Source organism: Pseudomonas sp. LjRoot277 (genome assembly GCF_964253845.1).
GTDB lineage: Bacteria > Pseudomonadota > Gammaproteobacteria > Pseudomonadales > Pseudomonadaceae > Aquipseudomonas.
Map to the genome: position 1 here is coordinate 4,957,104 of NZ_CAXURI020000001.1, position 15,129 is coordinate 4,972,232.

Here is a 15,129-nt window from a genome sequence, read left to right on the forward strand (position 1 = left end):
GGCTTGCTCGCGAAGGCTGACTCAAGACTGAAACAGACCTTGAGCCGTATGCATCACGCCAATGCACACCGATCAAAAAACCGCTCACGCCCCAACACCATCAACGCCGCGCGTTTGTGCGGGAAGTCGAACGCTTTTTCGCAGTGGTAACCCTGGTTCTGCATATGCCCGATCATTTTCGCGTTGTCGGCGCGAGGCTCGGCAACCACTCGCTGAGTGCGTGGATCGTCGAGAAACAGGTAATGCGTCAACGCCGATAACCAGCTCCCCACCTTGTGCGGGCCGCGGTGATTTTCTTCACCCACCAGCATGTGAATACCGCGGTCGTAATCGCCGGTGTCATAGAATGGCGCGATGCGATCTTCCTTGGCCCAATACGCTTCAAAGTAGGCAAACGGCTGATCATCGAAACAACCGATCAGCGTCAGGGTGTGGGGATCGGCTTCAAGTTTGCTCAGGTACTCGTGATGCTGTTCAAGGCTGCCCTCCTCCTGCCAGAAACTCGCCACACGCGGGCTGTTCTGCCAACGATTGAAACGCGCCAGGTCCAGGTCAATGTCCACCGTGCGCAGGGAAATCCAGGCACCGAGGCGTGCATCAAAACGCCGATAGACTTCACCACGCGGTTTCACCGGGCGCAGCGGATGACGCTTGCCGCCACTGATGACCATTTGCTGCGGATAACCCGATGTCAGTGACGCGCCCAGCCAAGGCTGAGGCAACTGCCAGAACAGCGTTCGCTCGCAACGATACTGGCCGACGATTTCGGTAGGGATCAGCAACCCGCTGAGCAATGCTTCGGTGGGGGCTTCATCGAGTTGCCAGGTCAGGCGCTGGCAGGCTGGGTCACGGGCAAACAGCCAATAACAGGCCGCCCAGACTGCCTGACCGACGGGATGGCCAAAGCGTTCCTCTACCTGCACATGCAACTCGGGCTCGCGAGTCAGCTGCAACTGAATCAGCGACTGCCCTTCAAGGCTGAGAGACAGGCGGCTTTCGGTTTCATCAGCTACAAGACGGCTTCCTGTCGGCAAGGCCAGGGCAGTCAGGTCATTCAGAGTGGACATGGGTCGGGCTCACGTTAATCGTCGACAGTTCAACGAGGTGACGTGAGCCAGTGCGGGAAATTTAAGAGAAGTCGGTAAATACGCGTCCCGTGGCATGAATCAGGGTTTGCGCACCGGCACCAGGGCAATTTTATAGGGATCGAAAATCTTCAGCATCTGGCCATTATCTCGCAGGTCTTGCAGCAACCTGCCGAATGCTTCGCCAGTAATCGGCGCCTGAGGGCGGATCAGCGCGTAATGGTGATAGACCTGATCGATGCGTTGGGAAACCAACAATTGCTCGCCGACTTTCTCGTTACGCAGCAGGTAATCGCTCAGGTAGGAACGTGTTACCAAGGCAATGTCCGCTCGTGCGCGCAGCACCATCAGCAAGTTGCTGTCATGGGAATAGGTCAACGTGGCCTTGTAGGTGTCGGCCAGATACTTGGGATCGGCATTGAAATTGGCAAACTCGTAGTGATAGCCGCTGTACAGCGCCAGGCGTTTGCCTGTCAGGTCCTTGAAGTAATTCTCATCGCGATCGGGTTTCTTCTGCGCGACAAAGATTTCTGCATCTTCCAGGCCCATGTCGACGAGGGTATGCGGGATGTCCTTCCAGCCCCAGTCCGGGTTCTCGAAAATCGCCATATCAACCCGGCCTTCCTTGAAGTCGTTGAAACGTCGAGGAATGGAAGTGGGCACCAGCTCGAACTGATAGTCGTTCTGCAAGGCATTGAGCGCCTCGACCAGTTGCGGCAGCAAACCGGTGTCGGCACCGGATTCCGGGCGCACGGTATAGGGGGGAAAATGTGCGGCACCGACCCGCACCTGCTGTGCAGCCTGGGATGGAACCATACATAACACCGCAAGCGTCGCCAGCAAAAGCCGCGAAGCCGTCCGAATTGGCGAAGACATCAAAACATCCCACTCCCAAAAAAATACGCTTCAATGCATTCAAGCTAGGCGGTTTCGGCGACTTAGCCAGTTTCCTTCTGATTCAAAACAAAACTACTGCTTTTCTTCCAGCACGAGAATCAATGCCTCATCGGCCAATTGATCGAGGCTCATGCTGCCGCCGGCGCGAAACCAGGTGGTAGTCCAGGACAACGCTCCGGTCAGGAAACGACGTGTAATGAACACATCGCCGCGGATAAAACCGGCATCCTTGGCTTCACCCAACACTTGCAGCCAGAGGTCTTCATAAATATCACGCAGCGCCAGCACCTGCGCCTGCCCGTCTGCAGACAGCGAGCGCCATTCATACACCAACACCGCCATGGCCTCGCCGCTGCCGCCCATGATCGACTGCAACTCACAACGAATCAGCGCCAGTACCCGCTCGCGCACACTGCCGGCTTCTGCCAGGGCTGCACGCATCAACGCAGTGTTGTAGCGAATGGTTTCTTCCATCACCGCCCGCAGGATCTCGTCCTTGCTTTTGAAGTGATGAAAAATGCTGCCTGACTGAATCCCCACGGCGCCGGCCAGATCGCGCACGGTGGTGCGTTCGTAACCTTTGTTACGGAACAGGTGGGCCGCCACTTGCAGCAGTTTGCCGCGGGCACTGTCCGGGTCGGTCAATTGGCCGCTGTCGACCAATTCGCGCATCACCCTCAGGGCTTTTTGCTCGTCCACCCGTTCTCTCCTACAGTCGATCAATCAAATACGCCGCTCGCCGCTAAAACTGCGGGGTTGCGCGGGCAATTTAAGCTGGCCGGAGCGACCAAGCAAGCGCTCGGGCAGAAGATATTTCAGCCGTTTACAAACCAAGCGCTTGCTTGGTAGTCTCGATGCACTTCTGTCGGGGGTGGTTATGGAGTTGACTGTGCCAAAAACAATCCGCATCGGTTGCGCCAGCGCCTTCTGGGGCGACACCTCGACCGCCGCCGCGCAACTGGTCGAAGGCGGGCGTCTGGATTTTCTGGTCTTCGATTATCTGGCCGAAATTACGATGTCGATCATGGCCGGCGCGCGGATGAAAGATCCCCAGGCCGGTTACGCCAGCGACTTCATCGAAGTCCTCAGCCCGCTGTTGGGTCAACTCGCCGAACAGAAAATCCGCGTCATCAGCAACGCCGGCGGGGTTAACCCGCAAGCCTGCGCCGCCGCCCTGCAAGCGGCCTGCGACAAGGCCGGAGTGGCGCTGAAAATCGCCGTGCTGCTGGGTGATGACCTGCAGCCGCAGCTCAAACAGCTGAGCAGCGGCGGTATCCATGAAATGTTCAGCGGTGCACCCTTGCCGCCGATGTGCGTCTCGACCAACGCCTACCTCGGCGCACCCGGCATCGTCGAAGCCCTGCGTCTGGGTGCCGACATCGTCATCACCGGGCGCGTGGTCGACAGCGCCGTGGTCAGTGCCGCGCTGGTGCATGAGTTCGGCTGGTCGTGGCACGACTACGACAAACTCGCCCAGGCCGCATTGGCCGGGCACATCATCGAATGCGGCGCCCAATGCACCGGCGGCAACTTCACCGATTGGCGCGAGGTGCCCGACTACGAGCACATCGGCTTCCCCATCGTCGAAGTCAGCGCCGACAGCCAGTTCATCGTCAGCAAACCCGAAGGCTCCGGCGGGCTAGTCACCCCACTGACGGTCGGCGAGCAGATGCTGTATGAAATCGGTAACCCGCAGGCGTATCTGCTGCCGGACGTGGTCTGCGATTTCACTGAAGTCAAACTCGTGCAACAAGGCAAAAACGCGGTTCGGGTGCACGGCGCAAAAGGCTTGCCGCCGACCGATCAGTACAAGGTCAGCGCAACGTACCCAGACGGTTTCCGCTGCACCGCCAGTTGCCTGATCGCCGGGATCGATGCGGTCGACAAGGCGCGTCGAGTCAGCGAAGCGATCATCAACAAGACGTCGGAAATCTTCAGCCAGCGCGGTTGGCCCCCCTACAGCGAAGTGAACATCGAACTGCTCGGCAGCGAGGCCACTTACGGCCCCCACGGTCAGCGCCAGGACAGCCGCGAAGTGGTGATCAAACTTGCGGTGCGCCATCCGGGTAAACAGGCGTTGATTGTGTTCTCCCGGGAGATCGCCCAGGCCGCCACCGGCATGGCGCCGGGACTGACCGGGATTGTCGGTGGACGGCCGACGGTGTATCCGCTGATCCGGCTGTTCTCGTTCCTTATCGACAAAACCGCCTGCACGCTGGAAATTGATCTCAAGGGCCAGCGCCACCCTTGCGCCCTGCCCGCCGTTGATGTGCTCGACACCGCCGACCTGCCCGTGGCGTGCGCCCCACCGAAACCCTCAGACCGGGCCGATGCCAGCGTGGCCCTGGTCAAACTTGCCGTGGCGCGCTCCGGTGACAAGGGCAACCACAGCAACATCGGCGTCATGGCCCGCGAGCCGGAGTACCTGCCGTGGATTGCCGAAGCCTTGACGCCGGAAGTGATCGTCGACTGGATGAGTCATGTCCTCGACCCGATCCACGGACGTGTCGAACGCTGGTACCTGCCGGGCACCCACAGCCTTAATTTTCTGCTGGAGAACGCCTTGGGAGGCGGTGGCGTGGCCAGCCTGCGGATCGACCCGCAAGGCAAAGCCTTCGCCCAGCAACTGCTGGAAATTCAGATACCGGTGCCTCAGCGCATCGCCGACCAGGTCAACTAGAGGACTGTCGCCATGGCTTACGATTCGATTTTCAAAGCCGATTTGTTTGCAGGCCAAAACATCATCGTCACCGGTGGCGGCAGCGGCATCGGCCGTTGCACCGCTCACGAACTGGCGGCCCTCGGCGCCCATGTGCTGCTGCTCGGGCGCAAAGCCGACAAGCTGAAAAACGTCGTGGCCGAGATTACCGAAGATGGCGGCAAGGCTGACTGGATGGTCTGCGATATTCGTGAGGAAGAAGCGGTCAAGCATGTAGTCAGCGAATTAATCCGCAAGCACGGACCGATTCACGGCCTGGTCAATAACGCCGGCGGGCAGTACCCGTCGCCGCTGGCGTCGATCAATCAAAAAGGCTTCGATACGGTGTTGCGCACCAACCTGATGGGCGGCTTCCTGATGGCCCGGGAAGTGTTCAACCAGTCCATGAGCACGCACGGCGGCGCCATCGTCAACATGCTCGCCGACATGTGGGGCGGCATGCCCGGCATGGGCCACTCGGGCGCGGCGCGTTCAGGCATGGACAACCTCACCAAGACCGCCGCGTTCGAATGGGGTTATGCCGGGGTGCGGGTCAACGCCGTGGCACCGGGCTGGATCGCGTCCAGTGGCATGGACACCTACGAAGGCGCGTTCAAAGCGGTGATCCCGACCTTGCGTGAGCACGTTCCACTGAAACGCATCGGCACCGAATCGGAAGTCAGCGCCGCGATCGTTTTCCTGCTCAGCCCGGCCGCAGCGTTTGTCAGTGGCAGCACCTTGCGCATCGACGGTGCCGCCAGCCTGGGCGGGCGCGCCTGGCCGATACACAAGGCGCAGATCAGCGAGTCGTATAACGGTTTCCATCGCGCCTACTTGCCGGACGTCCTCAAGGATAAGGAATAAGCCATGCCGGTGATTCAGTCGCAAGCGGACCCGTTCTGCGAACAGTTCGCGCGCAATCGTGCGGCGATGCTGGTCGGCATCGAACACGTCCGTCAGCTCGAGCAGAACCTGCTGAACAAGGCAGCCGAAGCCAAACCCAGGTTCGACAAGCGCGGCCAATTGTTGCCCAGGGAACGCCTCAATCTGCTGCTGGACCCCGGCGCACCGTTCCTCGAACTGGCCAGCCTGGCCGGCTACAAACTGCATGACGACAAAGATGGCAGCTCCGCAGGCGGCGGGTTGATCGCCGGGATCGGCTACGTGTCCGGCGTGCGGGCGCTGGTGGTGGCGAACAACAGTGCGATCAAGGGCGGGACCATTTCCCCCAGCGGTTTGAAAAAATCCCTGCGCCTGCAACAGATCGCCATGGAGAACAAACTGCCGGTCATTACCCTGGCCGAAAGCGGTGGCGCCAACCTCAATTACGCGGCGGAGATTTTCGTCGAAGGTGCCCGCAGCTTTGCCAATCAGGCGCGGATGTCGGCCATGGGCCTGCCGCAAATCACCGTGGTCCATGGCTCGGCCACGGCGGGCGGCGCCTATCAGCCAGGGTTGTCGGATTACGTGGTGGTGGTGCGTGGCAAGGCCAAGCTGTTTCTGGCCGGTCCGCCGTTGCTCAAGGCTGCCACCGGGGAAGTCGCCACCGATGAAGCACTGGGCGGCGCCGAGATGCATGCGCAAATCGCCGGTACCGCGGAATACCTGGCCGAGAACGATGCCGATGGCGTGCGCCAGGTGCGCGAGATTGTCAGCCTGTTGCCGTGGAATGATCAGCTGCCCTGGGTACCCGAACGTCGGTGGGAAGAACCGCTCTACCCCATCGACGAGTTGCTCGGGCTGATTCCTGATGACCCAAAAAAGCCCTATGACGTACGCGAAATCATCGCGCGGATTGCCGATGGCTCGAACTTTCTAGAATTCAAGGGTGAGTTCGATCAGCAAACCGTCTGCGGCCATTTGCAGATTCAAGGCCGAGCCTGTGGGTTCATCGGCAACAACGGCCCCATCACGCCCAAAGGCGCAAGCAAGGCGGCGCAGTTCATTCAGCTCTGCGACCAGAGCCAGACGCCGCTGCTGTTTTTTCACAACACCACCGGGTTCATGGTCGGCACCGAGTCGGAGCAGCAAGGCGTGATCAAACACGGCGCGAAAATGATTCAAGCGGTGGCCAATGCCCGCGTGCCTAAACTGACCATCGTCGTCGGTGGCTCCTACGGCGCCGGCAACTACGCGATGTGCGGCCGCGGCCTCGATCCGCGCTTCATTTTCGCCTGGCCCAACAGCCGCACGGCGGTGATGGGCGGCGCCCAGGCCGGCAAAGTGCTGCGAATCGTCACCGAGGCCAAACAGGCCAAGGACGGTCTGGTGCCCGACCCGAAAATGCTCGACATGCTGGAACAGGTCACCGCGCAGAAACTCGACAGCCAGTCCACCGCGCTCTATGGCAGCGCCAGTTTGTGGGACGACGGGGTGATTGATCCCCGGGATACCCGGACCTTGCTCGGGTACTTGCTGGATATCTGTCATGAGGCCGAAGTGCGGCCGCTGCAATCCAACAGTTTTGGTGTAGCCCGCTTCTAAGGGCGATAAGGAGAACAATAAAAATGATCTTCACCCAGGAACACGAAGCACTGCGCCGCACCGTCCGCCAATTCGTCGATCACGAGATCAATCCTCACGTCGATGAATGGGAAAAGGCCGGACGCTTTCCGATCCACGAGATCTTCCGCAAGGCCGGTGACCTCGGCCTGCTGGGGATTTCCAAACCGGAAAAGTTTGGCGGCATGGGGCTCGATTACAGCTACTCGATCGTCGCGGCTGAAGAGTTCGGCACCATCCACTGCGGCGGCATTCCGATGTCCATTGGCGTACAGACCGACATGTGCACCCCGGCCCTGGCGCGTTTCGGCTCCGATGAACTGCGTGAAGAATTCCTGCGGCCGGCGATCACTGGCGAGCAGGTCGGCTGCATCGGCGTTTCCGAAGTCGGCGCCGGTTCCGATGTGGCCGGTTTGAAAACCACCGCCCGCAAGGACGGCGACGACTACGTGATCAACGGCAGCAAGATGTGGATTACCAACTCGCCGAGCGCGGATTTCATCTGCCTGCTGGCCAACACCTCGGACGACAAACCGCACATCAACAAGTCGCTGATCATGGTGCCGATGAGCACCGCCGGCATCAGCCTCAGCTCGCACCTGGACAAGCTCGGCATGCTCAGTTCGGAAACCGCCCAGGTGTTTTTCGACAACGTGCGCGTGCCGCAACGCAACCGCATCGGCCATGAAGGCGCGGGGTTCATGATGCAGATGCTGCAATTCCAGGAGGAACGGCTGTTCGGCGCGGCGAACATGATCAAGGGCCTGGAGTACTGCATCGACAGCACCATCGAGTACTGCAAGGAACGTAAAACCTTCGGCAATGCGCTGATCGACAATCAGGTCATCCACTTCCGCCTGGCCGAACTGCAAACCGAAATCGAATGCCTGCGGGCGCTGGTCTATCAGGCCACCGAGCAGTACATCAAAGGCCAGGACGTCACGCGTCTGGCGTCGATGGCCAAACTCAAGGCCGGACGACTGGGCCGTGAGGTCAGCGACAGCTGCCTGCAATACTGGGGCGGCATGGGCTTCATGTGGGACAACCCGGTGGCCCGCGCGTACCGTGACGTGCGGCTGGTGTCGATCGGCGGCGGTGCCGACGAGATCATGCTGGGGATCATCTGCAAACTCATGGGCATCCTGCCGGGGAAAAAGAAATGAGTACCCTGCCGGTTTGCCAGACCTTGTTGCTGGAATCGCACAACGGCGTTCTGCACATCACCCTCAACCGCCCGGAAAGCCGCAATGCCATGAGCCTGTTGATGGTCGCGGAACTGCGTGCCGTGCTGTTGGCCGTGCGCGATGACCGTGAGATTCGTGCCTTGGTGATCGGTGGTGCCGGCGGGCATTTTTGCGCCGGAGGTGACATCAAGGACATGGCCAACGCACGCGCTCAAGGCCCGAGCGCTTATCGCGACTTGAATCGAGCGTTTGGTGCGCTGCTGCAAGAGGTGCAACACGCACCACAAGTGGTGATCACGGTACTGCAAGGCGCGGTGCTCGGCGGTGGTTTTGGCCTGGCCTGCGTCAGCGACGTCTCCTTGGCCGATCACCAGGCGCAATTTGGTCTGCCGGAAACCAGCCTCGGTCTGCTACCAGCGCAAATCGCGCCGTTCGTGGTGCAGCGCATCGGCCTGACCCAGACTCGCCGACTGGCGCTGACCGCGGCACGTTTCGATGGCACACACGCACGGCGCATGGGATTGGTGCATTTTGTCGAGCATGACGCGCAAGCGTTGGCCGAGCGTCTCGATGAAATTCTGGCCCACGTGTTGTGCTGCGCGCCGGAGGCGAATGCGACGACCAAAAAGCTGTTGCTGGCGAGTGCCGGACAGCCATCGAATGCGTTGCTGGATGAAGCGGCCGACTGGTTCAGCGAGGCGGTGACCGGGGCTGAAGGTATTGAGGGGACCATGGCCTTCGTACAAAAACGCAAACCGGGGTGGGCACCTTAAAAGCTTCGCGAGCAAGCCCGCTCCCACATTTGAAATGCATTCCCCTGTGGGAGCGGGCTTGCTCGCGAAGAGGCCATCACATCCACCGCAAAACTTCAGAGAAGACCCATGCCCGGACTCAGAAAAATCCTGATCGCCAACCGCGGTGAAATCGCCTGCCGCATCCAGCGCACCGCCCAGGCCCTGGGTTATCGCACGGTCGCAATCTTCAGCGATGCCGACGCCGATGCCCTGCATGTGCAGATGGCCGACGAAGCCGTGAACATCGGCCCGGCCCCGGTGCAGCAGTCCTATCTGAATATCCCGGCCATTCTCGACGCCGCCCGGCGCACCGGCGCTGACGCGATCCATCCGGGCTACGGCTTCCTCTCGGAAAACGCCGACTTCGCCCGCGCCTGCCAGGATGCCGGCATCACCTTCATCGGCCCCAGCCCCGAAGCCATCGAACTGATGGGCAGCAAACGCCTGTCGAAACTCGCCATGCTCGAAGCCGGTGTGCCGTGCATCAAGGGTTATCAGGGCAAAGAACAGGACGACGCAACCCTGAGCCGCGAAGCCGCACGCATCGGCTATCCACTGATGATCAAGGCCAGTGCCGGCGGTGGCGGACGTGGCATGCGCCTGGTGCACGAGGCCAGTGATTTGCTCGAGCAACTGCGCACCGCCCGCTCCGAGGCTTTGCACGGGTTTGGCAGTGACGAACTGATTCTCGAGCAAGCGCTGATCGACCCGCGTCACGTCGAAGTTCAACTGTTCGGCGACCAGCACGGCAACCTGATCTACCTTGGCGAGCGCGACTGTTCGATTCAGCGTCGCCATCAAAAAGTCATCGAAGAAGCGCCCTGCCCGGTGATGACCTCCGAGTTGCGTCAGGCCATGGGCGAAGCGGCGCTCAAGGCGGGTCGCGCAGTGAATTACGTCGGCGCTGGCACTGTCGAGTTCCTGCTGGATGCGCGTGGGCAGTTTTACTTCCTGGAGATGAACACCCGACTCCAGGTGGAGCACCCGGTGACCGAATTGATCACCGGCCTCGATCTGGTGGCCTGGCAGTTGCACGTCGCCGAAGGGCTGCCTCTGCCCTTGCGACAGGAGCAGGTCCAGCTCAGCGGCCATGCCATGGAAGTCCGTTTGTACGCCGAAGATCCGGCACACGGTTTTCTCCCACAAACTGGCCGTATCACCGCGTGGGAGCCTGCGTTGCAGCGCGGCGTGCGGATCGACCATGGCCTGATTGAAGGCCAGACAGTCAGCCCGTTTTATGACCCGCTGCTGGGCAAGATCATCGCCCACGGCGCCACCCGCGAAGAAGCCCGGCGCCAGTTGCTGCGGGCGGTGCAGGACAGCGTGCTGCTTGGCGTGCAAAGCAATCAGCGCTTGCTCGCCAGCTTGCTCGAACACCCGCAGTTCATCAGTGGCGAGTTCAGTACCGGGTTCATCCCGGCACACTTTGCCGAGCATCCCTGCCTGCATGCGCATGTGCCGAGCGCCGAAGAACTGGCGATCGCTGCTGCGCTGTTCTATCAAGCTTCGGCGCAGGCTCATCACGCGCCACTGGCCGGTTGGCGCAACAACGCCAGCGTGCCCTTGCACTATCGAATCGGCCTTGAGGATCAGGATTGGCCGGTGGAATTGAACGCGGTGTCGGGTGAACCGTATCGGATTCAAGTGGCCACAACGCCCTTTGAATTGAAGGTCATCCAGTGCGACGGACGTTGGGCCAGCCTGGAAATCAACGGTGTCCGGCGACGTCATGCTTACCGTCTTGAGACCGGGCAACTCTGGCTGTTCACCCGTCCCGGCAGTGTGCGGCTGATGGACCGGACGCAGGCCGTGGTCAATAGCCAGGCCAGCGTCAGCACCGGCACACTCAAGGCTCCGATGGACGGGGCGATCGTCGATGTGCTGGTGACTGAGGGCAGCCCGGTCAGTAAAGGCCAGTTGTTGGTCGTGCTGGAAGCCATGAAAATGGAGCATCCGCTCAAGTCGGGCATCGACGGCGTGCTCAAACGCTTGCAGGTCAGGGTGGGCGATCAGGTGAAAAATCGTCAGATTTTGTTGGAGGTCGAATAAGCCGCTAGGCGGATCCGCCGGGTTTGGCTACGCTCAAGCCCTATCAGGACGCGGATACCAGGAACCCTGCGATGCCTCACTGGCTGGTCATTGATCTAGAAGCCACCACCGATGAGGGTGGTTGGCCAGTAACGGAAATGGAAATCATCGAAATCGGCGCCACCCTGGTGGACCGCAAGGGACGCGAACTGGATGCTTTCCAGCGTTTCGTCCGGCCGCTGCGTCGGCCCTTGCTGACGCCGTTTTGCCGGCAACTGACCCGCATCACCCAGGCCAACATCGATGCCGCGCAGCCTCTGAGTGAGGTCTGGGCGTCGTTTGAACACTGGCTCGGCCAGCATCACTCGCGCCTCGAAGGCTGGGTCAGTTGGGGCGATTACGATCGCAAACAGTTGGTTCAGGAGTGGGAGCGCCTGCAACTCGACAGCGCCCTGAGCCGGGTGCCGCACATGAACCTCAAACAGCGCTTTGCCAAGGCTCGTCGGCTGGAACGGCCGCTGGGGCTTAACGGCGCGCTGCAACTGGCGGGCATGCAGTTCAGTGGCCAACAACATCGGGCGCTGGAAGATGCGCGCAATACCGCACGATTATTGCCACTGGTTCTTCCGACTTAGAGAGGTGACGCCGACATGGGCCTTGTGCATACTGGCCAGCCCTTTTTAGCCCTTTTCGAGGAATCGCCCATGTTTAAAGTCAACGAGTACTTCGACGGCACCGTCAAGTCGATCGCCTTTGGCACCGCTGAAGGTCCTGCGACCCTCGGCGTCATGGCTCCGGGCGAATACGAATTCGGCACCAGCCAGCGTGAAATCATGCACGTGGTGTCCGGCGCCCTGACCGTCAAACTGCCGGACAGCAGCGACTGGGAAACCTTCGCCGCCGGCAGCCAGTTCAACGTACCCGCCAACAGCAAGTTCCAGCTGAAAGTGGCCGTCGACACCGCTTACCTGTGCGAATACCGCGGCTAAAACCCTGGGTTTTCACAGCGACAAAAAAAATGCCCGTGTCCTTGGACACGGGCATTTTTTATTCTGATTGCCTTATTCCAGGACCGTCACCGGCATTCCGACCTCAAGTTGACCATTGCTGTCGTTGACCAGGTTCTGTCCGAACATCGCGCCATCGGCCTCGGCACGGTATTTCTGCAACGTGGCCAGAGGCTCGCGATCATCGCTGCGCTCGCCGGTTTGCGGGTCGATGGTGGTCAAAATGCAGCGTGAACACGACTTGACCACGCGGAACTCGACATCGCCGATGCGAATGCGCTTCCAGCCATCTTCGGCATACGCCTCGCTGCCCTCGATCACCAGGTTGGGCCGAAAGCGCAGCATTTCCAGCGGGCGGCCGACTTTTTGCGACAAGTCTTCCAACGATGCCTGTCCGATCAGCAACAGCGGAAAGCCATCGGCAAAGGCCACCTGATCGTCATCCTTGCCGTAGCCGGCCTGGGTGGTCCGTGCGCGATCAAGAGGGACTTGTACCAGGCGAGTCGGTTTGCCAATGAATTCACTGACCCAGGCACCCGCCTCGTCACCGGCATCCGGTACACGCAGTGTGTCGCGCCAGATGGTCACGCCACGCAGTTCCGCGTCGCTGGCAGGCAAGGCGATTTCGATCGGTGAGCGGCCCGGCGCACTGAGGGTCAAGCCACCGTCGGCATTCCACAACGCCGACAGCTGACTCATCTGCGCCACTGCACGTTGAGTCAGAAAGCGCCCGCTGGCCTCGTCCACCAGCATCCAGCGTCGATCACCGTCCAGGCCCAGCTTGTCGAGGCTGACCTTCTGCAGGATCTCGCCCTTGCCGGATTTCAACGGATAACGATAAAGCGCGCTCAGACGCAACATGGCCAGCTCCCTGGTGGGCAAAAACGCCACCCTATACGAGCTTGATCGCCGAATCAAAGGCTGACTTCAGGCCAGCCTCTTGCACCGTTATCAGGCAGGCACTTCATCGAGCATCAAGCGCTGGCGCACCACATCGACGAGTTTGTCCGGCTGGAATTTTGAGAGGAAGTTGTCGCAGCCGACCTTCTTCACCATCGAGTCGTTGAAGCTGCCGGACAACGAGGTATGCAGAACCACGTAGAGGCCTCGCAAACGTGGGTCGTTGCGGATTTCCGTGGTCAGGCGATAGCCGTCCATTTCCGGCATTTCTGCGTCGGTGAAGATCATCAGCAGTTTGTCGGTCATGTTCACACCGGTATCGGCCCAGGCCTTGAGCATGTTCAGTGCCTTCAAGCCATCGCTGGCGATGTGCATCTTCACGCCCAACTGACCCAGGGTGTCGCGCAATTGCGACAGGGCCACGTTCGAGTCGTCCACCAGCAGCACTTCACGGCCACGGGCACGTTCCAGAACCGGATCGTCGAGTTTGTCGCGCGATACCTTGGCGTTGTACGGGACGATTTCCGCCAGGACTTTTTCGACGTCGATGATTTCCACCAACTGATCGTCGACCTTGCTGATGGCCGTCAGGTAATGCTGGCGACCGGCGCTGGCCGGTGGCGGCAGAATGGCTTCCCAGTTCATGTTGACGATACGGTCCACGCCACCGACCAGGAACGCCTGCACCGAACGGTTGTACTCGGTGACGATGATCGTACTGGTCGGGCTTGGCACCAGCGGACGCATACCGATGGCCTGGGACAGGTCGATCACCGGCAGGGTCTGGCCACGCAAATTAACCACACCGCAGACAAACGGATGACGTTGGGGCATCAGAGTCAGCTTCGGCAGTTGCAGCACTTCCTGCACTTTGAACACGTTGATCGCGAACAATTGACGTCCGGCCAGCCGGAACATGAGAATTTCCAGGCGATTCTCACCCACCAGTTGCGTGCGTTGGTCTACCGTGTCGAGAATGCCGGCCATCAATGACTCCTGGGCTTGTTCTGATGAATTCACTAAAGGGGGTTATCGGCTGTTTTCGCCGGACCTTGACCCCCGTGTAAAATGCCACGACCAAACATTGATGTCACATTAACATCATGCTTTACTGGCCAGGCGATTTCATCTGCCCCATTGCCTGCCGCGAGACCTCGTTTCGTTCGGTTGGTTCCCCCGTGTAAGGGATTCCCCTAGTAACAATCAGGTCCAACCTGATATTCGCAATATCCAATAGCCATTAATGTGACGCCATTCTCATTGCATGAACGGAGTCAGGCTTTTGTGTGCGATCGCAGGTAAGTGGCCATCCACCCTATCGAGTTCCCCAGCCTGCAGCCAGTCAGGCCGGCGCGCGATCTCACGACGGCATGGCAATGCGGGGACTCTGATCGTCCCCGTCGACACACACGACATTCCCGCATTTGACATGACGTTGTGGAGATAAACATGCCGAACGATCGTAAAGAATGGGCTCACCGGCTCCCTGAGTTTCTCGTCGAAGCAGAGACACTCCTGGTTAAAACCGAGGAATGCCTGAGTCATTTGCAACTGATCAGCAATGACAAGGATGCCATCGACTGCATGCTTAGCACCCTGCTCAAACTGGCCAACAAGGCTGATGCCCTCGCTCTGGCAGCCGTTTCGGAGTTTTCGTTGCATATCCATGGTTTGCTGAGCCATGCCCAGAATCACATGGATTTACACGACCAGGCCCTGAGTGCGCTGAAAGACTGCCTGACGTTGATCGCCTGGCAACTCGAGCTTATCGATCAGAAGACCGGCCAACTCAGCCTTGATGACAGCGAACAGACATCCCTGATCGAAGCCTTCGCCTTTCAGGTCGGACACAGTCAGTTTCAGCCCCCCGCTAATTCCAAACCGTTCACACTCGTTTCCTTTGCAGGTCGGCAAGCCTGAATTATCGGGCCTCCATGCCGTGCTGCGAATTTTTATTGCCATGACTACCCCTCTAACTTTAGCGGGCCCATGTCGCAATTGAATATTCCATGCCTGCTAACGAACAACTCGAAA

General features: G+C 59.9%; 14 protein-coding genes. 9 read left to right on the plus strand and 5 right to left on the minus strand.

Features of this window, described 5'->3' with window-relative positions:
• Positions 1-53: 53 nt before the first annotated feature.
• The 3 genes from ACSQ87_RS23235 to ACSQ87_RS23245 all read right to left on the minus strand — a co-directional run bounded on the left by ACSQ87_RS23235 (position 54) and on the right by ACSQ87_RS23245 (position 2,681).
• Positions 54-1,067, minus strand: a complete 1,014-nt coding sequence (locus ACSQ87_RS23235; protein WP_436274480.1) for a GNAT family N-acetyltransferase — start codon at positions 1,065-1,067, stop codon at positions 54-56.
• A gap of 99 nt (positions 1,068-1,166) precedes the next feature.
• Positions 1,167-1,961, minus strand: a complete 795-nt coding sequence (locus tag ACSQ87_RS23240; protein WP_223431721.1) for a substrate-binding periplasmic protein — start codon at positions 1,959-1,961, stop codon at positions 1,167-1,169.
• Positions 1,962-2,054: 93 nt separating this feature from the next.
• A complete protein-coding gene (locus ACSQ87_RS23245; protein WP_223431720.1) occupies positions 2,055-2,681 on the minus strand; it encodes a TetR/AcrR family transcriptional regulator in 627 nt (208 codons plus the stop codon).
• 190 nt (positions 2,682-2,871) lie between these two features.
• Here ACSQ87_RS23245 and ACSQ87_RS23250 point away from each other — a divergent pair, with 190 nt between their 5' ends.
• The 8 genes from ACSQ87_RS23250 to ACSQ87_RS23285 all read left to right on the plus strand — a co-directional run bounded on the left by ACSQ87_RS23250 (position 2,872) and on the right by ACSQ87_RS23285 (position 12,177).
• Positions 2,872-4,662: an acyclic terpene utilization AtuA family protein gene (locus ACSQ87_RS23250; RefSeq protein WP_223431719.1), complete on the plus strand. Its 1,791-nt coding sequence runs from the start codon at positions 2,872-2,874 to the stop codon at positions 4,660-4,662.
• A 12-nt stretch (positions 4,663-4,674) separates the two neighbouring features.
• Complete coding sequence (locus tag ACSQ87_RS23255; protein WP_150656964.1) at positions 4,675-5,544, plus strand: SDR family oxidoreductase; 870 nt, start codon at positions 4,675-4,677, stop codon at positions 5,542-5,544.
• A gap of 3 nt (positions 5,545-5,547) precedes the next feature.
• On the plus strand, positions 5,548-7,164 hold the full coding sequence (gene atuC, locus ACSQ87_RS23260) for a geranyl-CoA carboxylase subunit beta (protein WP_223431718.1): 1,617 nt from the start codon (positions 5,548-5,550) through the stop codon (positions 7,162-7,164).
• Positions 7,165-7,187: 23 nt separating this feature from the next.
• Complete coding sequence (gene atuD / locus ACSQ87_RS23265) at positions 7,188-8,345, plus strand: citronellyl-CoA dehydrogenase (protein ID WP_223431717.1); 1,158 nt, start codon at positions 7,188-7,190, stop codon at positions 8,343-8,345.
• Positions 8,342-9,139 carry an enoyl-CoA hydratase/isomerase family protein gene (locus ACSQ87_RS23270; protein ID WP_223431716.1) on the plus strand — a complete coding sequence of 266 codons (798 nt, stop codon included), beginning with the start codon at positions 8,342-8,344 and terminating at the stop codon, positions 9,137-9,139. The genes atuD and ACSQ87_RS23270 overlap by 4 nt, the downstream gene beginning before the upstream one ends.
• Before the next feature lie 108 nt (positions 9,140-9,247).
• Entirely contained in the window at positions 9,248-11,209 is a 1,962-nt protein-coding gene (locus tag ACSQ87_RS23275; RefSeq protein WP_436274481.1) for an acetyl-CoA carboxylase biotin carboxylase subunit, read from the plus strand.
• Between the two features lie 71 nt (positions 11,210-11,280).
• Positions 11,281-11,823, plus strand: a complete 543-nt coding sequence (locus ACSQ87_RS23280) for an exonuclease domain-containing protein (RefSeq protein WP_095131916.1) — start codon at positions 11,281-11,283, stop codon at positions 11,821-11,823.
• Between the two features lie 69 nt (positions 11,824-11,892).
• Positions 11,893-12,177 (plus strand): pyrimidine/purine nucleoside phosphorylase, encoded by a 285-nt coding sequence (locus ACSQ87_RS23285; RefSeq protein ID WP_046049191.1) that lies wholly within the window; start codon positions 11,893-11,895, stop codon positions 12,175-12,177.
• A gap of 72 nt (positions 12,178-12,249) precedes the next feature.
• Here ACSQ87_RS23285 and ACSQ87_RS23290 read toward each other — a convergent pair whose 3' ends face one another.
• Both ACSQ87_RS23290 and ACSQ87_RS23295 read right to left on the minus strand, forming a co-directional pair.
• Positions 12,250-13,056 carry an MOSC domain-containing protein gene (locus ACSQ87_RS23290; protein ID WP_436274482.1) on the minus strand — a complete coding sequence of 269 codons (807 nt, stop codon included), beginning with the start codon at positions 13,054-13,056 and terminating at the stop codon, positions 12,250-12,252.
• A 90-nt stretch (positions 13,057-13,146) separates the two neighbouring features.
• Complete coding sequence (locus tag ACSQ87_RS23295) at positions 13,147-14,082, minus strand: chemotaxis protein CheV (RefSeq protein WP_046049189.1); 936 nt, start codon at positions 14,080-14,082, stop codon at positions 13,147-13,149.
• A 462-nt stretch (positions 14,083-14,544) separates the two neighbouring features.
• Here ACSQ87_RS23295 and ACSQ87_RS23300 point away from each other — a divergent pair, with 462 nt between their 5' ends.
• On the plus strand, positions 14,545-15,015 hold the full coding sequence (locus ACSQ87_RS23300; protein WP_150656970.1) for a hypothetical protein: 471 nt from the start codon (positions 14,545-14,547) through the stop codon (positions 15,013-15,015).
• Positions 15,016-15,129: the final 114 nt, after the last annotated feature.

What these genes read in the sequence shown, in the direction of transcription:
- atuD (WP_223431717.1), top strand. Translation starts at nt 7,188, where the DNA reads ATGATCTTCACCCAGGAACACGAAGCACTGCGCCGCACCGTCCGCCAA.
- ACSQ87_RS23295 (WP_046049189.1), bottom strand. Translation starts at nt 14,082, where the DNA reads ATGGCCGGCATTCTCGACACGGTAGACCAACGCACGCAACTGGTGGGT.
- ACSQ87_RS23290 (WP_436274482.1), bottom strand. Translation starts at nt 13,056, where the DNA reads ATGTTGCGTCTGAGCGCGCTTTATCGTTATCCGTTGAAATCCGGCAAG.
- ACSQ87_RS23235 (WP_436274480.1), bottom strand. Translation starts at nt 1,067, where the DNA reads ATGTCCACTCTGAATGACCTGACTGCCCTGGCCTTGCCGACAGGAAGC.
- ACSQ87_RS23300 (WP_150656970.1), top strand. Translation starts at nt 14,545, where the DNA reads ATGCCGAACGATCGTAAAGAATGGGCTCACCGGCTCCCTGAGTTTCTC.
- ACSQ87_RS23240 (WP_223431721.1), bottom strand. Translation starts at nt 1,961, where the DNA reads ATGTCTTCGCCAATTCGGACGGCTTCGCGGCTTTTGCTGGCGACGCTT.
- ACSQ87_RS23275 (WP_436274481.1), top strand. Translation starts at nt 9,248, where the DNA reads ATGCCCGGACTCAGAAAAATCCTGATCGCCAACCGCGGTGAAATCGCC.
- ACSQ87_RS23270 (WP_223431716.1), top strand. Translation starts at nt 8,342, where the DNA reads ATGAGTACCCTGCCGGTTTGCCAGACCTTGTTGCTGGAATCGCACAAC.
- ACSQ87_RS23285 (WP_046049191.1), top strand. Translation starts at nt 11,893, where the DNA reads ATGTTTAAAGTCAACGAGTACTTCGACGGCACCGTCAAGTCGATCGCC.
- atuC (WP_223431718.1), top strand. Translation starts at nt 5,548, where the DNA reads ATGCCGGTGATTCAGTCGCAAGCGGACCCGTTCTGCGAACAGTTCGCG.
- ACSQ87_RS23280 (WP_095131916.1), top strand. Translation starts at nt 11,281, where the DNA reads ATGCCTCACTGGCTGGTCATTGATCTAGAAGCCACCACCGATGAGGGT.
- ACSQ87_RS23255 (WP_150656964.1), top strand. Translation starts at nt 4,675, where the DNA reads ATGGCTTACGATTCGATTTTCAAAGCCGATTTGTTTGCAGGCCAAAAC.